15 protein-coding genes and 1 pseudogene are annotated in these 20,179 nt (G+C 60.5%); 8 read left to right on the forward strand and 8 right to left on the reverse strand.

What is annotated here, in order from left to right; all coding sequences use genetic code 11:
- Window positions 1-2 precede the first annotated feature (2 nt).
- On the reverse strand, window positions 3-1,418 hold the full coding sequence (locus JFN93_RS06965; RefSeq protein WP_199383289.1) for a beta-galactosidase: 1,416 nt from the start codon (window positions 1,416-1,418) through the stop codon (window positions 3-5).
- Window positions 1,419-1,820: 402 nt separating this feature from the next.
- Between JFN93_RS06965 and JFN93_RS06970 the strand changes: the two genes are divergently transcribed.
- Window positions 1,821-3,599, forward strand: coding sequence for an ABC transporter ATP-binding protein (locus tag JFN93_RS06970; RefSeq protein WP_199383290.1), 1,779 nt, complete (start codon window positions 1,821-1,823; stop codon window positions 3,597-3,599).
- Window positions 3,600-4,084: 485 nt separating this feature from the next.
- Here JFN93_RS06970 and JFN93_RS06975 read toward each other — a convergent pair whose 3' ends face one another.
- Together JFN93_RS06975 and JFN93_RS06980 are read right to left on the reverse strand one after the other, a co-directional pair.
- Complete coding sequence (locus JFN93_RS06975; protein WP_236021588.1) at window positions 4,085-4,591, reverse strand: endonuclease V; 507 nt, start codon at window positions 4,589-4,591, stop codon at window positions 4,085-4,087.
- Between the two features lie 99 nt (window positions 4,592-4,690).
- Entirely contained in the window at window positions 4,691-5,497 is an 807-nt protein-coding gene (locus JFN93_RS06980; protein ID WP_199383292.1) for an N-acetylmuramoyl-L-alanine amidase, read from the reverse strand.
- 612 nt (window positions 5,498-6,109) lie between these two features.
- Between JFN93_RS06980 and JFN93_RS06985 the strand changes: the two are divergent.
- The 4 genes and pseudogenes from JFN93_RS06985 to JFN93_RS07000 all read left to right on the forward strand — a co-directional run.
- Window positions 6,110-6,805, forward strand: a pseudogene (locus tag JFN93_RS06985) (phosphoadenylyl-sulfate reductase); the annotation flags it as partial.
- A 191-nt stretch (window positions 6,806-6,996) separates the two neighbouring features.
- Window positions 6,997-7,902, forward strand: coding sequence for a sulfate adenylyltransferase subunit CysD (cysD, locus tag JFN93_RS06990; RefSeq protein ID WP_199383294.1), 906 nt, complete (start codon window positions 6,997-6,999; stop codon window positions 7,900-7,902).
- Entirely contained in the window at window positions 7,902-9,566 is a 1,665-nt protein-coding gene (gene cysN / locus JFN93_RS06995) for a sulfate adenylyltransferase subunit CysN (RefSeq protein WP_199383295.1), read from the forward strand. The genes cysD and cysN overlap by 1 nt, the downstream gene beginning before the upstream one ends.
- A gap of 702 nt (window positions 9,567-10,268) precedes the next feature.
- On the forward strand, window positions 10,269-12,026 hold the full coding sequence (locus JFN93_RS07000; protein WP_199383296.1) for a methyl-accepting chemotaxis protein: 1,758 nt from the start codon (window positions 10,269-10,271) through the stop codon (window positions 12,024-12,026).
- A 655-nt stretch (window positions 12,027-12,681) separates the two neighbouring features.
- On the opposite strand, the gene JFN93_RS07005 is transcribed toward JFN93_RS07000, so the two are convergent.
- Both JFN93_RS07005 and JFN93_RS07010 read right to left on the reverse strand, forming a co-directional pair.
- Complete coding sequence (locus tag JFN93_RS07005) at window positions 12,682-12,909, reverse strand: hypothetical protein (protein ID WP_199383297.1); 228 nt, start codon at window positions 12,907-12,909, stop codon at window positions 12,682-12,684.
- 243 nt (window positions 12,910-13,152) lie between these two features.
- A complete protein-coding gene (locus tag JFN93_RS07010; protein ID WP_199383298.1) occupies window positions 13,153-14,202 on the reverse strand; it encodes a prolipoprotein diacylglyceryl transferase family protein in 1,050 nt (349 codons plus the stop codon).
- 374 nt (window positions 14,203-14,576) lie between these two features.
- On the opposite strand from JFN93_RS07010, the gene JFN93_RS07015 reads away from it, so the two are divergent.
- Window positions 14,577-15,101 (forward strand): helix-hairpin-helix domain-containing protein, encoded by a 525-nt coding sequence (locus JFN93_RS07015; protein WP_199383299.1) that lies wholly within the window; start codon window positions 14,577-14,579, stop codon window positions 15,099-15,101.
- 204 nt (window positions 15,102-15,305) lie between these two features.
- On the opposite strand, the gene JFN93_RS07020 is transcribed toward JFN93_RS07015, so the two are convergent.
- Window positions 15,306-16,337 (reverse strand): alpha/beta hydrolase, encoded by a 1,032-nt coding sequence (locus JFN93_RS07020; protein WP_199383300.1) that lies wholly within the window; start codon window positions 16,335-16,337, stop codon window positions 15,306-15,308.
- Window positions 16,338-16,728: 391 nt separating this feature from the next.
- Here JFN93_RS07020 and JFN93_RS07025 point away from each other — a divergent pair, with 391 nt between their 5' ends.
- The gene (locus JFN93_RS07025) at window positions 16,729-16,950 is read left to right on the forward strand and encodes a hypothetical protein (protein ID WP_199383301.1); all 222 of its coding nucleotides are present in this window, start codon (window positions 16,729-16,731) and stop codon (window positions 16,948-16,950) included.
- Between the two features lie 185 nt (window positions 16,951-17,135).
- Here the strand turns inward: JFN93_RS07025 and JFN93_RS07030 are convergent, their stop codons facing one another.
- Both JFN93_RS07030 and JFN93_RS07035 read right to left on the reverse strand, forming a co-directional pair.
- Window positions 17,136-18,344, reverse strand: coding sequence for an aldo/keto reductase (locus JFN93_RS07030; RefSeq protein WP_199383302.1), 1,209 nt, complete (start codon window positions 18,342-18,344; stop codon window positions 17,136-17,138).
- 332 nt (window positions 18,345-18,676) lie between these two features.
- Window positions 18,677-19,219: a response regulator gene (locus JFN93_RS07035; RefSeq protein ID WP_328753640.1), complete on the reverse strand. Its 543-nt coding sequence runs from the start codon at window positions 19,217-19,219 to the stop codon at window positions 18,677-18,679.
- A gap of 300 nt (window positions 19,220-19,519) precedes the next feature.
- Here JFN93_RS07035 and JFN93_RS07040 point away from each other — a divergent pair, with 300 nt between their 5' ends.
- Window positions 19,520-20,092 carry a TetR/AcrR family transcriptional regulator gene (locus JFN93_RS07040; RefSeq protein ID WP_199383304.1) on the forward strand — a complete coding sequence of 191 codons (573 nt, stop codon included), beginning with the start codon at window positions 19,520-19,522 and terminating at the stop codon, window positions 20,090-20,092.
- Window positions 20,093-20,179: the final 87 nt, after the last annotated feature.

Below are 20,179 nucleotides of genomic sequence, written 5' to 3' on the forward strand. Positions count from 1 at the left end.
GTTCACCGTATCTCGAAGATCCGCACCATCCCCGGCTCCAGCTTCACCTTGTCGAGGTGCCGGCCGTCGAAGGAACGGTAGGGCGTCAGGGTGCCGTTCAGGGCATGTTCAAACGCATCCACCCCGCGCCGGGTCCGCAGCTGCAGGGTCGGGCTTCCCGTCTTGTCCCAGACCACCAGCACCTGAACCCCGTCCGGGCGCACGAAGAGATGCTGGTACAGTTCCCCTTTGCTTCCCCCCGTCACCTCCACCGCCAGTTCCGAATCCGCCACCGTCAAGTGCCGGGTGTTCAAAAGGCCCACCAACAGCTGCACCGTGTGGAACGCGAGCTTCTTCTGCCGGTCGGAACGGGTGAGACCGAGATAGTGGTTCTCGCTTTCGCCGATCACCGCGGTCAGCAGATGCCGGTCCCGGATCTGGTAGATCCCCAGGTGCTCCACCCGCCGGTCCGCCAGGAAGGTGGCGATCGCCCGCGCCCACCAGTTGGCCTGGTCCAGCTCGGTCTTGCCCGGCGCGGTGGCAAAGCCCGCCTCGTTGATCCAGATCGGCCGGTGACCGCACTTTTCGTCCACCAGCGGCACGAACTGCTGATAGAACGACCCCGGGCGCCCCTGGTCGAGGTAGTTCTCCACGGTGATGTTCTTCGGCGTCCAGGTTTCCGGATAGGCGTGGAAGGGGACCACGTCAAAGTTAGCGGCATTCCCGTAGGTGACGCAGGCATCCCGCACCCAGTTCGCATCCGGCCATACCATCCCCCCCAGGATGACCAGCGACGCGGGCGAGCCCTTCCGCACCACCTGCGCCGCCGTTTTCAGCAGTTCGTTGTACTGGGCCGGGGTGCCGTCCCACCACTGCTTTACGTTCTCCTCGTTGTAGATCTCATAGGACGCGATGTTGGGGTAGCCGTTCAACTCCTTTACCGTCGCGGCGACGAAGTTGCGCCAGTCTTCGAGATGCCTGGGGGGATCGTTCCACGTCTCCTTGTCCGTGCCCCCCTTGGCCGCCCAGGCCGGAGTGTAGGCGAGGTAGGGCCGGAGGGTGATCCCCTGCTTGGCAGCCAGGGAAACGAAGCGGTGCAGCCAGGCGAAATCGAACTTCCCCCGCTGCGGCTCGTAATCGACCCAGCTGAAGCTCCCCCGCCAGGTCGATACGCCCAGTTCCTTCATCACCTCGAAATCCAGGGCGACCTCTTTGAAATCCTCCCCTTTGGGATAGTCCTGCAGCATGCTGAAGGAAACCGGCTTGGTGAAGCTCGCCGGAGCAGTCCGCTGGTGGAGCTGCCCCCCGGCAGCTGCGCCGTGGGTGCCACTCGGCAACAGGGTGCCTTCTGAGAAATGACCGCACCCGGAGCAGCAGATGAGGATAGCGGCGATGAATGCCCGGGAAAACCTGCGCGGTTTCAAGATGGTGGTATTCATCTTCGCCCTCCCTTTTGGCTGGAGCTTTTAAGTTGAACGGATCTCTCAAAAGGATATCCGTCTTGGATTCCCCCTCTGTTACCAAGGGGGGAGGATTTGATGCTGAGGTTCTCGATCCAGAATCAGGCACCGTAAAAACCTGAGAGGCGAATCCTCCTAAATCCCCCTTTGTCAAAGGGGGACTTAGAAACACTGCCGTATGCCGACAGGAAACGTGCTTTCCCGCGCAACCTATGTCGGGTTCTTTAAAAATTTAAAGATTATAACCATAAAGATTGGAGGCACCATCGAAGTTGTGGCGTTAGGTGACCGGTGTCACATCACTTTTGGGCGGGTATTTCTACCTTGATGGGAAGGAAAGGCTCTGGCCTCACTACCGGGATGTAGCAAAGAAGGAGTGACATGCTGAGATTCATCGCCGCACGGGCAGGTATGGATGCGGAAAAAATACTTCACGCCAAACGGGCGCTTACCTTCATCAAGCCGCACCGCCGGATCATCGCGGTCATCATGGGGGTCATGCTTTTGGTGGCGGCGCTCGGCGCCCTCGAGCCGCTCATCTACAAGGTCGTATTCGATAAGCTGGGCACCAACACCGGACTGCAGGAACTTTTCCTGGCGGTGGGCGCGATCATGGCGGCTGCCGTCGCCAAGGAAGCTCTGAACGGGTTTTCCAACTGGCTCAGTTGGAAGGTCCGCCTCTCGGTGAATTACCGGCTGCTGGACGAAACCACCGGCAGGCTCCACGCCCTCCCCCTCTCCTACCATCGAGAGGAAACCGTGGGGGGGCTGATGACCCGGCTCAACCACGGCATCAACGGGTTCGTGGCCGGCATTTCCGATCTCGCCTTCAACATCCTCCCCGGCTGCATCTATCTCGCCATTTCCGTGGCGGTCATGTTCCGCCTGGACTGGCGGCTCTCCCTGCTGGTCGTCTTCTTCGCACCCCTTCCCGCCATGATCGGCGTGGTGGCCTCGCACGAGCAGACGGCCCGGGAAAGCTCGCTTCTGTACCGGTGGGGGATCATCTTCTCCCGGTTCAACGAGGTCTTGTCCGGCATCGTGACGGTGAAAAGCTTTGCCATGGAGGAGGCCGAGCGGAAGCGCTTCATGGGGGAGGTGGCGGAAGCGCACGGCATCGTGAGGAAGGGGGTGGTCACCGATACCAAGATCGGCGCGGCGCAGAGCCTGGTGGTGATGCTCGCGAAGACCGCATCGATCGGTTTTGCCATCTACCTGATTCACCAGGGCCAGACCACGGTGGGTACCCTGATGGCGTTTCTCGGGTACCAGGGGGGGCTTTTCGGGCCGGTGAACAGCCTGACCGGCGTCTACCAGACCCTGCGCAAGGCGACCATCTCCTTCGACATCGTCTTTTCTATCCTGGATGCCGAAGATCGCCTGCAGGACGCCCCCCACGCGCAGCCGGTCGACAAGGTGCAGGGGGACGTCGTCTTCGACAAGGTCAGCTTCGGTTACAACGACGAGCGGCAGATCCTGAAGGAGATCGATCTGCACGTGAGTCCCGGCGAAACCATCGCCATCGTAGGACCGAGCGGATCGGGCAAGACGACCATGGTATCGCTGCTGCAGCGCTTCTACGATCCGACTTCGGGCTGCATCGCGGTGGACGGGACCGACCTGCGCGCCCTGCAGCAGCGCTCCCTGCGCCAGCAGATCGGCGTGGTGCTGCAGGATGCCCTCGTTTTCAACGACACCATCCGCAACAACATCGCCTACGGGCGCCCCGACGCCTCCGACGCGGAGATCGCGGCCGCGGCCCGTGCGGCGAACGCCGACAAGTTCATCGGTAACCTGCCGGGGGGCTACGACTTCGTGGTCGGGGAGCGCGGCTGCCGGATCTCCGTCGGGGAAAGGCAGCGGATCAGCATCGCCCGGGCCCTGTTGAAGGACCCTTCCCTGCTGATCCTGGACGAGGCGACCTCGGCCCTGGATGCCGAATCCGAAGTCCTGGTTCAGGACGCGCTGGACCGGTTGATCAAGGGGCGCACGAGTTTCATCATCGCCCACCGTCTGTCGACCGTGGTCGGGGCGCACCGAATATTGGTATTGAAGGACGGGAAGATCATCGAGGCGGACAACCACGAAAACCTGATGGAACAGGACGGCTACTACGCCTCGCTGGTGAAGCACCAGTACCGCGGCCTGCTGCCGGCCTAGTTTTCGGATTTGATAGGCGCACCGCAGAGGATGCTGAGGGCCGCAGAGGAAACGTATCTGAACTTGGAGATGTATCAGAACAGGACAACACTGGAGCAGGAGCGCAGCATGCTGAGTCCACAAGTCCGGCGGCTTTACATAAGGCAGGGGTACGAAATACCTTGTTTGGGCCGGTCGGCCGCAGCTTCAGGGAAGGAGGAAGGATTTGCTTTTGAGGTATTTGATTTTGAAGGGGATATTCAGGATACACGGGATAAAGCCCCGGGTAGATCTGAACAGGGGAAAACGCGGAGCAGGTTCTTCGGCAGAAACTTTTGGTGAAACCGCGACTCGGGACGCAGGCCGGCGCGTTGACTGAAGTCGCGCTCGTGCCTTTGCGGAGGCTGGCCTTTACGGAAGCCTCGCCGCAATGCGGGCGTCGAGCTCCCACTTGCGGCGGCATCACCGGCGATGTTCCCCTGCAGTTCCGGGTGCAACGGTCTTTATCACCCCGCCAAGCCTTGCCGGCACAACTGGTCCGCCTTTTTCAACAAGGTCGGCACCCGGTATTTCCCGTGCAGGGACAATACCGCCGCCTTCGCAGCTTCCAAGGGCATTCCGGCACTGGTAACGTAAAGCGGCCGGCGACTTCCCCCCCTGAAAACCTCGTACTCCGCTGGGACGCCTTGGAAATGCCTCTTGGCCACCCCGACCACAACCACCTTCCCCCCCAAGGCATCGAAGAGATGCTTCCCCAGCCCCGGCCGGTGATGACCGTCCAGGTAGACATACCCATCCACAATCACAACATCGGGGTGGAGGTCGTGCTCCTCAATCAGCTTCAAAATGCAGGGGAGTTCCCTGAGATAGAACTGCCCCGGCTGATACTCCGCAACGGGATCGAGCACCGTCCGGAATATTCCATCTGCATCGGAATCCTCCCAGTTGAGGAAGGAGACGCCAGCAACAGACGCACGGGAATTTTGATAATAGACGTCGACCGATAGAATCATCACGTTTGGATAGAGGCCGTAGGTCGCGTTGAGGGACGAAACGCGACTTTTCCTGCGGGTTGCGTCGCGCTTCGTGCCTCAGCACGACCTACTTACTTGTCATACCCGCTGCAGGTATCTGCTGTTCACCCAGCCGTCGAGGTCGCGGTCCTGCACGTCGACCAGCCACCACCCCCCCTCTGCTTTCAGGAAATTCACCGCGGTCCCTTGGGGCAGCGGACTCCCCGGGAGGGCCGCATTCTGCGCGCCGGGTCCGCTCCTTATGTTGAGTTCGGTGGTGGTCCGGTAGGCTTGGGCGACGTTGTCCGCCCGCCCCATCACGCGGGCACGGAAGTTTGCCATGGGAAAAGCGGGACCCGGATCGCACTTGCGATGGGGCGCTATGTCCTCGTGCCCCACCACGTCCAGAAGCTGGTAGGTCGAGACCAGCAGGCTGGCCACCGTCAGCGCGGACTGGATCTGCTCAGGGGTGTAGTCCTCCCAGCCGCACAGCTCGGTTTCGTGCTTATGCACCGCCTGGAGCACCTCGGAATCCGGGTAGGTGGTGCCGAACCAGGCCCGCCACCCGTCTCCCTTCCTCACCAGTCGCCCTGCGTTGTCCAACTCGATCCCGATGGAGTAGCTGTTCAGCCCCTGCAACCCTCCCCAAAAGCTCTCCCCGGCATGCCAGGCAATCCTGTTGAAGGGCACCAGCTGGGTCACGCTGCCATCGCGCCCGATCACCACGTGGGCCGAGGCTTTCGCCTTCTTGCTGGTCAGCCACTCGATCGACTCCTGCGCACTGGCACCTGCGGTGAAATGCATCACCAGGTACTTCGCCTGCAGACTTCCGGAAATGTTCGGGCTTGGGACGTAGCGGACGGGCGAATCATCATCGTTGCACAACCGGTGGTTTCTGATCCTCATGGCGTATTTCCTCCTTTGATGTCGACTACCCTTCCCAGGGAAGGGCATCGGGAAAAGGGCTACACCTTAGACAAAGGCCACTGGATAAAGACGATGTACGACTGCGTGCCTCCTGGTTCTCCCGCCTTATACCACAAACAAAATAATCGCTATATCAGTATCTTAAATGGTATGGACTATTGAGGACTTACAGAATCGTTCCTGCCGGTGCTTCTGCATGGGCCGGAGTGAGCTGAGGGGTGGTTGACCTTGGGAAAGGAGTTTTCCCTCAGAGTACCTGGACCTTCTTTGGGAGATGATCCGGAAAAAAGTCGCCTTTTGTTTGCCAGCAAACCGTCGCCACTACCTTGTTTTATCGAGTGTTTTACCCAATTTCCACATCGCACAGCTCGGCTTTGTCCATCCCATACCCCATTTTTTAAGTTGACAATTATGCTCCGGTATTTTACAAGGGTTACCACATTGTTTTGATAAAGTACCTCGACCAATTCCCCACCGGTTTGAGGACCAAATCTAAAAAGAATTCGAACCCGGCAGTAGGGTGGCAGGTCTCCGGGCACCGAAGCTGAACCAAGACGAACCGCGTCGAACCCGCGCAGCGCAAGGAGCAAACGCATGATCTCTGTACCTGCAGTACCCGAAAACGCCCTCCCCCAGGACATCCTGAGAATCGGGATCACGGCGGTCCAAGGCCCGGTGAAACTCGCCTGCTCTTTTTCGCTGGAAGACGTCGCCATCATCGACATGGCCAAGGAACAGGGGCTGGACCTTGGCGTCTTCGCCATCGACACCGGGCGGCTGAACGAGGAAACCTACGAGGTGGCGGACGCGCTCTCGGAACGGTACCGGATCTCCATCGACTGGTATTTCCCCAAGCACGAGGCGGTGGAAAAACTGGAGCGCGAAAAGGGGCTCTTTTCCTTCCGCGAGTCGCTGGAAAACCGCCACGAGTGCTGCCACATCCGCAAGGTCGAGCCGCTGGGCCGGGCGCTCAAGGGGCTGGGGGGATGGGTGACCGGGATGCGGCGGGACCACGGCGTCACCCGCGTCGATCTGCAGGCCATCCAGCTCGACATGCTGAACGGCGGCATCCTCAAGATCAACCCGCTCCTGGACTGGAGCGAGGAGCAGCTTATGGCCTACGTGGAGGAGCGCCGCCTCCCCAAAAACCGCCTGTACCGTCAGGGTTACCGCTCCATCGGGTGCGCTCCCTGTACCCGGGCCACGGAACCGGGGGAGGATGCCCGGTCCGGCCGCTGGTGGTGGGAAAATCCGGAGCATAAGGAGTGCGGGTTGCACCGTCGGTAGATTACTTGAACCCCATCCTCATTCGCCTTCGCTAAAGCTTCGGCGGATAAACCCTGCCCCCTGAGGGCTCCCCAAAAGGCAAATCCCCCCCAGCCCCCCTTCGCAAAGGGGGGAGATAAAGGTATGCCCTCCCCTTCTTCGGGTGAGGGCCATTGGGAATCAACCCTTCAGCACGAATCGAGAGCGACGCTATGAAAAAGTACCTGACTCACTTGCAGCAACTGGAAGCCGAAAGCATTCACATCATCCGCGAAGTGGTGGCGGAGTTCGACAACCCGGTGATGCTGTACTCCATCGGCAAGGATTCCGCGGTCATGCTGCACCTGGCCCGCAAGGCCTTCTACCCGGCGCCGCCCCCCTTCCCCCTGCTGCACGTGGACACCACCTGGAAGTTCCGCGAGATGATCAAGTTCCGGGACCGGATGGCGCAGGAATCGGGCATGGAGCTCTTGGTCCACGTCAATCAGGACGGGGTCAAGCGCGGCGTCTCCCCCTTCACCCACGGCTCGGCGCTCTACACCGACATCATGAAGACCGAGGGGCTGAAACAGGCGCTGGACCATTACAAGTTCGACGCCGCCTTCGGCGGGGCCCGCCGCGACGAGGAAAAATCCCGCGCCAAGGAGCGGATCTTCTCCTTCCGCAGCGCGAACCACCGCTGGGACCCGAAGAACCAGCGCCCCGAGCTCTGGAGCCTGTACAACACCCGCGTCAAGCCGGGCGAGAGCATCCGCGTCTTCCCGCTCTCCAACTGGACCGAGCTGGATATCTGGCAGTACATCCACCTGGAGCAGATCCCGATCGTGCCGCTTTACTACGCGGCGGTGCGTCCCGTGGTGGAGCGCAACGGCATGCTGATCATGGTGGACGACGACCGGCTGGAGTTGGAGCCGGGGGAAGAGGTGCAGTACAAGTCGGTCCGTTTCCGCACCCTGGGCTGCTACCCGCTCACCGGCGCGGTGGAATCGGAGGCGGACACGCTCCCCCAGATCATCAAGGAAATGCTCCTCACCCGCACCTCGGAGCGGCAGGGGCGGCTGATCGACCATGACCAGGCAGGTTCCATGGAGAAGAAGAAACAGGAAGGGTATTTCTAATGGCACATCAATCCGAACTGATCGAAAAAGACATCCATGCCTACCTGAAAAGCCACGAGCACAAGTCCCTTTTGCGCTTCATCACCTGCGGCAGCGTGGACGACGGCAAAAGCACCCTGATCGGGCGCCTGTTGTGGGATTCGAAGATGGTGTTCGAGGACCAGCTGACCGCGCTGGAAGCCGACAGCAAGAAGGTCGGGACCCAGGGGGGCGCCATCGACTATGCCCTGCTTCTGGACGGCCTCCAGGCGGAGCGCGAGCAGGGAATCACCATCGACGTGGCCTACCGGTTCTTCTCCACCGACCGCCGCAAGTTCATCGTGGCGGACACCCCGGGCCACGAGCAGTACACCCGCAACATGGTGACCGGCGCCTCGACCGCGCAGGTCGCGGTGATCCTGGTCGATGCCCGCAAGGGGCTTCTCACCCAGACCCGGCGCCACAGCTTCCTGGCTTCCCTGGTGGGAATCCGGCACATCGCGCTGGCGATCAACAAGATGGACCTCATCGGCTACGACGAGGAAAAGTTCAACGCCATCGTGCGCGACTACCGGGAGTTCGCCGCGCCGCTCGGTTTTTCCAGCATCACGCCGCTGCCGATCTCGGCCCTTGAGGGGGACAACATCATCGAGAAAAGCGCCAACACCCCCTGGTATGCCGGCCCTACCCTGATGGATTACCTGGAAACGGTGCAGGTTACCGACGACCGGGCCGACCTGGCATTCAGGATGCCGGTGCAGTGGGTGAACCGCCCGAACCTCGATTTCCGCGGTTTTGCCGGCACCATCGCCGCCGGCACCATCCATCCCGGGGATGAAATCCGGGTGGCCTCCTCCGGACGTACCAGCCGGGTCGCCCGCATCGTCACCATGAACGGGGACCTGGAGGAAGCGCTCGCCGGCCAGGCGGTGACCATCACCCTGACCGACGAGGTCGACATCAGCCGCGGCGACATGCTGACCGCAGCCGGTGCTCCGCCGGTGCACACCCGGCATCCCGAGGCGAACCTTGTCTGGCTCCACGACGAGCCGCTCCAGCCGGGACAGGTCTACCTGGTGAAGACCGCCAACGGCCTCACCTCCGGCCGGGTCACCGCGGTTCATTACGGCGTCGACGTCAACACGCTGGAACAGCACCAGGTCCCGACGCTGGGGCTTAACGAGATCGGCCTGGCGCGGCTGGAGCTGGACCGGGCGGTATCCTTCGACCCGTACCGCGAAAACCGCGACACCGGGAGCTTCATCCTCATCGACCGTTTCAGCAACGCAACCGTTGCCGCCGGGATGGTGATCGGTTCTGCACCGCAGGAACAGGAGCAGGCCGGATCGGCGCATTTCGAGGCTTCCCTTGCCGGGGCGGAAGGGATCCGGCGCATCAAGGTGGACGCCACCGCGACCACCAACCTGAACGTGGTCGATCTGACCGCAGAGCCGGCGCCCTTTGTCCTGGACCTCCCGGCAGCGATCCTGGGTTACCTGGAAAAAGGAAACCGGATCCTGTTCCGGCTGAAGGGCCTGGATCAGGTGGGGGCGGTGGCCGAGCTCGCCTACGAGAACCATCTGGCCTTTGAGTTCGACCGCACCGAGGCAGGGATCAGCCTGCTCGTCTTCAAGCGGGGGAGCACGCCGCAAAAGAATTACGGTGATGACGGGGTCGGCATCTAAACAGAGATCCATCGAAGTGAGCATACGAAGGGGCATTATCCGAGAGATAATGCCCCTTCTTTTTTGCCTGGGCCTCGGGTTTCCATCCTCCTTTGCAAAGCTGGAGCTTTGATGAGAGGTGCATTCCCAAGGTGGACCTTGGGAACGAGGAAAGGGTTCGGAAGGGACCAGGAAGCAACCACCCCGAGGGGACGCCTTTCCATGCGCGAATGACCTTCCTCCCTTACCGCCTGCGGCGGATCGCGCCAGGAATGGCGCTCCCACAGTAGAACGCCCGGTGACCCGTAAACTCCCCCCTTTGTCAAAGGGGGGGCGGGGGGGATTTGCCTTTGGGGTTTTACAGTCCTAGGTGGGCAGCACTCTGCCCACCGTGCATCGGCCCTGCCACGGGGACAAAAGGGCATGCCCCGCCATTTGTTCAATTCATGCACAGAAGCAATCTATTGAACAGTGCCTTTACAGCCAAGCACCAGACTCAATAACGAGAGTTCAGCATTTTACCTGCATTGTGTTTGTGGCAAAAATCTTGCTTATATAAACATTACCAACTCGTCAAGATAGATTGGAAACATGACCTACACACTACTGTAACATTACATTTACAAAGATGAAACAATTATGTAACACGAATTCCGAATTGTAAGTATAAATACTCAGACACAAAAAACTGCAATCAAAGTGTGTTCAACTAAAGGAGTCGGGATGAACTGGTATCGTGGCTGGAGTGAGATCAAGAACAAAATCGGCAGGGTAACCGTCGGGAGAAAGATCCTGGGCGGGTTTCTCCTTGTCGCCTGCATCGCCGGACTGAGCGGCATCGTCGCCGGGTTCAGCATCTGGGACGTCAGCCGCCGCGGCGAGCTCATGTACACCGGAAACGTCGTCCCCATCGAGGGGCTGGCCGACGCCGTGAAGGGCTACCAGACCTCGCTCTATCTGCTGCGCGACATCATCATCGACAAGTCGCCCCAGGAGCAAAACGATCACCTGGCCCTTCAGAAACAGGCCGAGGCGCGGGTGGAAAAGGGGCTGGCCATCTTCTACGCGACGCACCGTTCGGCGCAGGCGGCCGCACTGCAAAAAGGGATCGCCGAGGACCTCAAGCTCTTTGATTATTTCCGGGACAAGATCGTCGAGCTTGCCACCACCGACCGCCGCGACGAGGCAATCAACATCATGCGCAACCAGGCCGGCGATGTCACCGATCGGCTTGACGCCAACATCTCGAAACTGATCGCCCTCAACAAAGCAGAGGCGGGCACCTTGCACTCCGACAACGTCTTCGCCGCCCGGGCCGTCCTTGCGGCAAGCGCCATCTGCCTCTCCCTCGGCGTGGCCGCGGCCCTCGCCCTGGGCTATCTCCTCTCCCGCGGAATCACCACCCCGCTGGCCGACATCTCGGGGAAAGTACAGGCGATCTCGCAGGGGGACCTGACCGCTCGGGTTGCCCGTTCCGGGGCGGAGGGTTCCAGCAACGAACTGGACATCCTTTCCTGCAGCGTGGATCGCATGGCCGAGACCCTGCACCAGGTTGTCGCCCGGATCGCCGACGAGTCGCGCAACCTCTCGGCGGCCTCCTCCCACCTCGACGCCGCTTCCGACCGGATGGCGCAGCGGGCGGAGCAGACGGCAACGGAGATCAATGCAGTGGCGCAGTCGGGGGGGGAAATGAACACCACCGCAGCGGAGATCGCGCGCAACTGCACCACGGCGGCCGACAACGTCTCCCGCGCCAACGAGGCGGTCGCCAGCGGGCGCCGCATCATGCAAGAGACCATCGAGTCGATGCGCTCAATCGGCGAACACGCCCGCGAGACCTCCCGGGTCGTTGCCGGCCTTGGCGAGCGCTCCCTGCAGATCGGCAACATCACCGAGACGATCGACGATATCGCCGACCAGACCAATCTCCTTGCGCTCAACGCGGCGATCGAGGCGGCCCGCGCCGGGGAAAACGGCCGCGGCTTTGCCGTGGTGGCCGACGAAGTCCGGGCGCTTGCGGCGCGGACCTCGAAGGCGACCCAGGAGATTGCCGCGATGATCAAATCAATACAGGCCGAGACCCGGGTGGCGATAGCGGCCATGGACAAGGGGGTGACGGAGGCCGAGCAGGGGGTGGTCCGGGCCGAATCGACCGGGGCAGCCCTGGCGTCCATCACCGCAACGATCGGCTCCATTTCCAACGAGGTCAACCACATCGCCACCGCGGCCGAGGAACAGAGCTCGACGGTGCAGGCGATCACCGGGAACATCCAACAGGTCACCAGCATCATCGGCGACAGCGCGGCCGGAACGCAAGAGGTCGCCACCGCGGCGTCCGAACTGCACCAGATGGCGCGGGAGCTCAAAGTGATTGTGAGCGGATTCAACATCGACGAAGCGGCGCCATCTCACCGGGGGCTGCGACCGGAGAGCCCGGGAAACCAGGGGTATGTGGGAAGGCTGGCATTCTCCCAAGTCTGAGGGGGGTGGGAAAACCGGGGCTAGGGGCTGGGGATGATGGTTTGATATCCGCAGGTCCCTACCCTGTGGGAGCGCCATTTCTGGCGCGAGACAAATGGGCGCAGCCATGCTGCGCCCATTTGCGTTTCAGCAACGGTGTGATTGGACGGGCAGCCCCCTGCCCACCGGCCCCCTCTACAAAGCTTGAGCTTTGAACGGCGGTGCGTTCCCAAGGTGGACCTTGGGAACGAGGAGATGGGGGGCTGGGGCTGAGGGATGGGGATGTTTTTTGATATCCGCAGGTCCCTACCCTGTGGGAGCGCCATTCCTGGCGCGAGACAAATGGGCGCAGCCATGCTGCGCCCATTTGCGTTTCAGCAACGGTGGTAGGACGGACAGTCCTCTGCCCACCATCCATCTGCATTACAAATCTGGAGCTTTGAGAACAGGGGCGTTCCCAAGGTGGACAGGGAACGAGGGAAAAGGACCGGCTATGGCATGGGCCTAGGGGAAATTGATTACCACACGATCAGGCATCTTACCCGGTGGGAGCGCCTTTCCAGGCGCGAATAGCTCGGCAGGACTTATTTGGCACAGCATGCTGCGCCCCTACGGTAGGCGCGGGCGGGGTCGCCAAACGTATCGGCCGCCCGTGTTGTGGAGAAGAATTGAAGCGTTACAACTCGCCCATCGAAATCAGGCGCAGTGAATAGGTCCCGCCCTTCCCCGATCCATCCTGGCGCACGATGAGAACGCCACGCTCGTCGCTGGTAACCCAGCGCCGGCAGCGATTGTTGGGACCGGAAAATTCCACTACTTTGCAGAGAATCTTCCGCCCACCGACCTCCACCTCCTCGCTTCGAACCAGATGACAGCGCCGGGGCACTACGGTTGCCTGTTCCATGTCAAGCAAGCGCACCTCTCGGGTCTCACCCTCGCATTTCAGACTCGTCTGCGGGCAGGTGGTGTAGTCGTATTGCCGCCGGGGGACCGAGACCCGGCGCACCTCCCTTCTTTCAGTTCGCCGACCGAAATGCTGTGGCTGGTGAGCTTGTAACGAAAATGCCTCCCGGCGGAGAGCTCGCCGGAAACACCGGCACCCTCCAGCCCGAGAGGCAGGAGCATGGTAAAAAGGAGGCAAACCGCGCTAGATCTTTTCGGCATGGACGTGGAAGCTCATCGTGGAGCCGGTAACCCGGCTCAGCCCCGTGTAGAGGAAGATGGCAATCCAGATCCCCTGGAGCAGGAGGAAGGTCGTCGGGTCCCAAAGGCCGGAAAGGCCGGAGCCCAGTTCGGGGAGGACACCCTGGTCGCCGAAGTGGACGGCGACCCAGCCGCCGTAACCGATCCCTACCAGCCCCATAACTTGGTAGACTGAGATCTTCCGGCCGCCGCGATAGTCGCTGCGGAAAAACTCCGAAATCACCCTCCACCCCTGGGTTACGCCGAGCGCAGTGAGGTAGGCGGCGCCGTACCAGCCGCTCAGGAAGAACCAGGTGGCGACCACTCCGGTGATGGTATAGAGGAGATAGGTCATTCCCTGCACCGGAAGGACCTTCACGCCGTCGAGCCCGGAGGCGTAGGCAATCTTCTTGGTCTTGCCGGTGAAGACCAGGGCGACGGGGGAGGCAACCCGCGCCACCATGGGATGGCAGGCGGAAAGGGGCTTGCCGTAGCAGCAGCCAAAACTTACGCAGGCCAGCCGCCCCATTCCCTCCCCGAAGGCATAAGCGATGGCAAAGGCGGCCAGCGCCGGGAGAACCGGTACCGGCGCCCCGTGGTCCCCCAGCGGGATCAGGTTTACCAGCTCCACGATCCAGGGGGCGAGGATCGTACCGACGAATACCGCCCCGCCGACGGTGAAGGTGTTGGCCTTTCCTTCCACGAGCTGCGCGACCAGCCGGGAGGCGGGGACGCAGCAGCCAAGGAGCAAAAACACCAATGCCGTCACCGCCCGCAGCGAGATGCCGGCCGCCCCCATCAGCACCAGCGCCAGGGAAACCGCGATGGCATAGGCATTGGCGGTGAGGATGCCGTACCAGGTGAGATTGACCCCGGCCCAGCGTCCGTCACTTCCCTTACGCAGCGGTACCGCCGCCGCAATCTGCCACCCCTCGTTGGGCAGGGTCTTCCATCCCCAGAAGAGGTAGCCCAGCGATAAAGCTCCGAGCGTCACCAGGAATGCCGTCTGCAGCATGTCTATTTCCTCCATTTATGGATGAGATCTGCGTTTTAAGTCGGTAACTGCTGACAATTCTTATTACATGTCCGGTATGGAGATTGTGTGTCTTTTTGGTGAATCATTGGTTAATGGCTGACGGAGCAGATCGAAAGCTTGTTACTATAGATGGGCTTCCCAATATCAAACGTTCCTGAGGTGACTTTTGTTACAATTGTGTAAATTAATCATCACTGACAGTGCTCAGGTTGGAATTGTATTGAAATCAGGATTTTAATGGATATAAAGGGGAGGATAAAAATTGTTATGTCACAGAACTGTTAACTTCATCCAGTGGTGGAACGGTTGCCAAAGTGGAAGACCGCAACTGATTTCGAAAAAAGGGGAACGAAATGGCACAAGCAACGGCAGATCTGCAGCAGTTGAAGGGAATCGGAAAGGTGCTGGCCCAGCGGCTCAAAGGGGCCGGGCTGGCAAGCTACCACGGCATCGTCGAGGCGGGTGAGGAAGGGCTGAAGAAGATCCCGGGGCTCAACCCGTCAACCATCCCTTCCATTCTGGACCAGGCGCGGGAGCTCTCGGACCGGACCAAGCTCGGCAAGGAGGAGCGGGTTGCGGCGCTCAAGGGGAAGGTGACCGAAGTGCGGGATGGCCTTTACCGGCTCGCGGAAAGCGTACGGGAGCGGTTCCCCGAGAAGGTGGACGGGAAAGCGGGGCAGAAGATGTCGGCGGACCTGAACAAGGTGATGGCAGCGCTCACCCGGATGGCGGAGGGAGAACACGGTCGGCTCAAGCGCGCCGAGCGGGCGCTGGAGAAGGCGCAGCGCCGGGTCACCAAGCTCGAAGCCGCGGGCCTGAAGAAGGTGCGCAAGGGGCTGAAAAAATCACGGAAGTCGCTGAGGAAGGTGCTCGGGTAAAGGTGAGGGGTCACGGGGCCGGCTGGCGTGGCTGACCAAGTTTGCTCCTTTTATAACTGAAGGGAAGCCGTTTTTTCACTGTGGGAGCGCCTTTCCAGGCGCGATCCGCCGAAGGCGGTAACAAGGGTCGGTCATTTGCGCCAGGAAAGGCGCTCCCACCGGGTAGGCAGCTACCTTCCTTATTTCAAAACCGGAATGGCGCTCCTACCGTTGGGCTCCCGGCTCCGAGTGGAATTGCCGCCACTCCGCAACCAGGTGCCGAACCTCACCGGCGACCGTCAGGGCATGCTCGCGGTGGGTCACCAGCGTGACATGGTCGGCGCCCCGGAGAAAAAGGAGGCGGCTTCGGGACGATAGCCGCGCCAAATCCTCCTGCATCTGCCGGGCCCCCGGAAGGGTACCCTTGGAAGCCGCGATGACCGTAAGCGGTTTATCTCCGAGGTCGCCGGTAGCCCGGACCTCGTCGCAAAGCAGATCCCAGCGCCTTCCTTCATCGTTGGTGTGCTTGAGATGGCGGCTGGAGCAGAGAAAGGCACGGGCCTCGTCCTGCTGGCGCCGGGGGAGCCCTTCGGCCTGGCTGGCAAAGAAATTACTGAGCCGGACGTAACCGATCCGGGTCAAAAGCTGCACGTGGCGCAAAAGGCGGAACCCGGAGGTCATGTGCCGGCGGATCGCCGCGCTGTGCCGGTGCTGGTCGGGGTGGGACGCATCGATCAAAAGCACCCCCGCCACCTGGTCCGGATAGAGGTCGTGGAAGATCCGGACCAGCATCCCTCCCATCGAGTGCCCCACCAAGAGGTACGGTCCGCGAATGCCGGCCTGATCCAGAGCCGCGTGCAGCTGGCGCGCCCGATCCTGCGCCGTCATCTCCGGCGGGACCGGATCGCTCCACCCCAGCCCGGGGCGGTCGTAGGCGACCACCCGGGTGGCCTTCGCGAGCTCCGGCTGGATCCACCCCCAAGCCGAGCTCATTCCCCCAAGCCCCGTCTCCAGGAGCACCGTCGGCGTCCCGCTCCCCATTTCGACCAGGTGCAATCCGCGCCCCTCAACAAAAATGGTCTTTCCGGGAGGGGGATAGCGGCGCCGATCGCGTACCGTGGCCAAGCCCTGGTAGAGCGCGCCGCCGGTAACCAGCACCGGTAGCGCCAGCAACGGAACAAGTCCTAGCGCCATTTTCTGCTTCTGCGCCTGCCTCTGCTTCCCCGCCAGTCCCCACCCCCAGCTTCCCTTTCTCATGGCATCCCCCGGAACAAAATGCTGCGGCCGGCCCCCACACGCAGGACCGACCCTGGATGGACGAGTTAGATAGATTAGGAGTTTCTTTGGGTATTGCAAGTAAAAAGTCGCAATCGTGCAACAGATTTTAACGGAAAAAGCGGGTTTATATGGCAACAAAAGTGAATTGATAATGGATTTGCAACAGTTAGATACCATCCAAAGCTGTCCTGGTGCCCAGGCCAAATGTTACAGCCATGTTACAGCTCGGCAATCAAGTATCAAAATACAGGTAACCATTAGCACCAATCAGTTGAAGAGTAATTGAATTATTCTAACTATAAAGTTGATTGAGTCAAAAGTCTATTTTGCTAGAATAGGGACGAGGCAATAAGCAGTATGGAGGATGGCTATGATAGTGATAGTAGATCCGAAGAGACCTACCGGCGCCGGCGAATCACTCTCCGGCGCCAAGGCATTTTTCATCAATCCGGCGGTCGCGGAAAACTGGCCGGCGATCGAGCGGCATCCTGATTTTCAGGAGTTGGCTCCCGCCGAGAAGGAAGACGTAAAGTTGAAATTGCCGGTGAGCGTCCAGCGATACAAGGCGATCTGGTTCACCCGATTCTACTGAGAACGCCGGTCCGTTAACCTCATAAAATCCTTGGGTGGGCTCCCCTCTGCCCGCCATTTCATCCTTTGCCGGTGAGCACGGAGTGCCCACCCTGCGGATTCACAGGTAAAAAAAGGGACCAGCCGCTGCCGTGGCTGGTCCCTTTTTCTTTACCGTGGCTGTCGAACGGGCACCTGCCACCTCCGTCATTGCACCTCTTTTTGGAACACCTGCTTTCCTATGGCGATCCGCTGCACCAGGTCCGGCCCTTCCAGTTCGGCGGCCACCTTGGCCAGCATTTCGGGGATGGCTATCTGCTGCGGGCACTTTTCCACGCAGGCGCCGCAGGCGACACACTGGGATGCATAGCCGGATTTCTCCCGGCGCATGATTTCGGTGCTCATCGTCAGGGCATAAATGAACTTTGCTTCCTGCTCGTTGCCGAACATGTGCATCTTGTTGTAGACGTCGAAACAGCCGGGGATGTTGACGCCGGCCGGGCACGGCATGCAGTAGCCGCACCCCGTGCAATCGGTCTGCATCAGCTGCTTGTATTTGTTGCCGACCCGGTCGACCAGAGCCAACTCCTCGTCGGTAAGTGACCCGGGGAGGGCGACGTCGGCGATGGCAATATTTTGCGCGATGTGGGACTCGTCGTTCATCCCGGAGAGAAGCAGGGTAACCTCCGGAAAGTTCCAGACCCAGCGAAGGGCCCATTCCACCGGGGTGCGGCGGACTTTCGCCTCGCTCCAGATTGCCGCGACGTCCTCGGGGGGCTCGGCGATACCGAGGTTCCCACCCCGAAGCGGCTCCATGACGATGACGCCCACTCCTTTCGCCGCGGCGTAACGCAGCCCCTCGAGCCCGGCCTGGAATTGGCGGTCCAGATAGTTGAACTGGATCTGGCAGAACACCCACGGATAGGCATCGACAATCACTTTGAAGTCCGAGCCCAGTCCGTGGAAGGAAAACCCGGCATTGACGATCCGGCCGTCGGCCTTGGCTTTATCAAGAAAATCCGCGACGCCGAGTTCCTGCATCCTGCGCCACCCGGCACCATCCAGGGCGTGCACCAGGTAGTAGTCGATCCGGTCGGTCCCGAGCTTTGCCAACTGGGCCGCCAGGTACCGGTCCATATCCTCCCGCGAGGTGATCAACCAGGACGGGAGCTTGGTGGCGAGCTTGACCTTGTCCCGATACCCGTCCTTGAGCGCACGGCCGAGCAGCGGCTCGCTCTCCCCGCCATGGTACGGCCACGCGGTATCCACGTAGTTCACGCCGCTATCTATCGCGCTGCGAATCTGGGCGATGGCGCGAGCCTCGTCGATCCTTCCGTCTTTCATGGGGAGACGCATACAACCAAAGCCAAGAACCGACAGGGAATCGCCGCTCTTCGGCATAACCCGGTATTGCATAATGAATCCTCCATGGGTGGGTGTACGGGAATGAATGTAGCGGTAGACGTCCCCTTTTACGCCGGTAATGGGAGAATTGCAAGACCCTCCAATCGGCTCTCTCTGTTCCATCGGACCTGGTAACAGAAGCTTTGCAAAGAGCTCCATGACCTTTACAGAACCGCAAGAGCTTGGCGCTGACGTAAAAAAAATGCGGCCAGAGGCCGCATTGGGGAAAAACATGACCATGCAATGAGGAAAGACCACCATACTCATCCTGTCCCTGGCAAGTCGTGGTCCAGCACACCCCCTTACAGGAGAGAAACAGTGGAGAGCGGTTCAGTCGGCAATGATCAGGAGAGAAGGTGGCTATGGTTAGCGTGGTGCGGCCGGAGGCGCCGGTGACCGAAGGGGACCAGGGTATCCTCCAGTTGCTCGATGGTGTATGGCTTGGGCATGCTGCTTACGAACCCGTATCCTTGGGGATCGGTCAGGACCGACTGGTTGGAGTAGCCGCTGGATATCACCAACTTGGCCTTGGGGTCGAATTCCAGGATCTCCCGGGCGGCTTCGATCCCCCCCACCGTACCGTACAAGACCAGATCCATGATCACGAGATCGTACGGAGACCCGGCATCCTTGGCCTGCTTGTAACAGAAACAGACTTCTTCGGCGTTTTTGCAGGTCTTCACCTGGTGGCCGAGTAGTTGGAGCATCGCTCCGGCAATCTCCCTGCATACGCGTTCATCATCCATTACAAGTACCGAGAGGCTCTGCGGTTTCATATTTTCTGCCCCCTCCTCATAACAAAAATTGGACTGCCGCCCCGACATTGCAAACCGAAGGCCAGAAAGTGATGGATGTTTGCCTTCCGTTTTTGCGTCGCTTCGTTTCATGAGCTGAAGCTCCTGGAGTTTCACCGACTGTTCATGTTTTGCACACAAAAAGCCAAGTAAAGACCGGTAATTATCCGATGCGACGTCCGACGTATTACGCCAAATGCAGCAGTAATGGGTGGACCATGTTACTGGACAAATCCTAATAACACCTTTTATCTCTTGTAGTTCCTTTCCCTACCCGTCTCGTGTATTCACCGAAGACCGCCGCCATTTGACCGACCACCCAACCTCCGGCATTTTGTGTTTGACTTCTGGACTGTACGGTCCTAAAGTGGCGTCATGACACTCGGGAGACCTTTGACATATGATCCGGATGCCGCGCTGGATGCCGCGCTGGAGGTTTTCTGGTCCCAGGGCTATGAAGCGACCTCGCTCCAGGACCTGCTTACGGCGATGGATCTTTCCAAAAGCAGCTTCTACCAGGCCTTCGGCAGCAAGAAGGAGCTCTTTTTGCGCTGCATGGGACGCTACCGGCAAAGGATCGGCACCCGGCTGCGCAAGCTCCTGGATGAGCGCAAATCGGGTCTTGCCTTCATCGAGACGGTGCTCCTTTCCTCGGCGAACGAATCGCGCCAGCCGCTGGAGTTGCGCCGCGGCTGCCTCCTGATGAATACCGCCAGCGAATTCGCGCAGAAGGACCGGGAGATCGCCCTTCACGTGGCGAACGGCTTCGAGGGGCTGCGGACGATCCTGATCGAGGCGGTACGGCTGGGGCAGGCCGCGGGCGAGATTGCGGCGAGCCTCGATCCGGGACAGGCGGGAAGCTACCTGATCAGCACCCTGGGGGGACTCAAGACCGTGGTCAAAGGGGGGGCGGACGAACAGCAAGTCCGGGAGATCGTGGCGGTGGCGCTCAGGGCGCTAAGATAACGCTCCCACAGTAGTGGTACCTCTGCCCCATCCTCAAAGCGGCTCGTTTTTGGAGCAGCACCAATTATTTTGGTTTTCTGGACCGGT

This window comes from Geomesophilobacter sediminis (assembly GCF_016458275.1).
Taxonomy (GTDB): domain Bacteria; phylum Desulfobacterota; class Desulfuromonadia; order Geobacterales; family Geobacteraceae; genus Geomesophilobacter; species Geomesophilobacter sediminis.

Coding starts and splice junctions, on each gene's coding strand:
- JFN93_RS06965 (WP_199383289.1), bottom strand. CDS start 1,418: ATGAATACCACCATCTTGAAACCGCGCAGGTTTTCCCGGGCATTCATC.
- JFN93_RS06970 (WP_199383290.1), top strand. CDS start 1,821: ATGCTGAGATTCATCGCCGCACGGGCAGGTATGGATGCGGAAAAAATA.
- JFN93_RS06975 (WP_236021588.1), bottom strand. CDS start 4,591: ATGATTCTATCGGTCGACGTCTATTATCAAAATTCCCGTGCGTCTGTT.
- JFN93_RS06980 (WP_199383292.1), bottom strand. CDS start 5,497: ATGAGGATCAGAAACCACCGGTTGTGCAACGATGATGATTCGCCCGTC.
- cysD (WP_199383294.1), top strand. CDS start 6,997: ATGAAAAAGTACCTGACTCACTTGCAGCAACTGGAAGCCGAAAGCATT.
- cysN (WP_199383295.1), top strand. CDS start 7,902: ATGGCACATCAATCCGAACTGATCGAAAAAGACATCCATGCCTACCTG.
- JFN93_RS07000 (WP_199383296.1), top strand. CDS start 10,269: ATGAACTGGTATCGTGGCTGGAGTGAGATCAAGAACAAAATCGGCAGG.
- JFN93_RS07005 (WP_199383297.1), bottom strand. CDS start 12,909: ATGGAACAGGCAACCGTAGTGCCCCGGCGCTGTCATCTGGTTCGAAGC.
- JFN93_RS07010 (WP_199383298.1), bottom strand. CDS start 14,202: ATGCTGCAGACGGCATTCCTGGTGACGCTCGGAGCTTTATCGCTGGGC.
- JFN93_RS07015 (WP_199383299.1), top strand. CDS start 14,577: ATGGCACAAGCAACGGCAGATCTGCAGCAGTTGAAGGGAATCGGAAAG.
- JFN93_RS07020 (WP_199383300.1), bottom strand. CDS start 16,337: ATGAGAAAGGGAAGCTGGGGGTGGGGACTGGCGGGGAAGCAGAGGCAG.
- JFN93_RS07025 (WP_199383301.1), top strand. CDS start 16,729: ATGATAGTGATAGTAGATCCGAAGAGACCTACCGGCGCCGGCGAATCA.
- JFN93_RS07030 (WP_199383302.1), bottom strand. CDS start 18,344: ATGCAATACCGGGTTATGCCGAAGAGCGGCGATTCCCTGTCGGTTCTT.
- JFN93_RS07035 (WP_328753640.1), bottom strand. CDS start 19,219: ATGAAACGAAGCGACGCAAAAACGGAAGGCAAACATCCATCACTTTCT.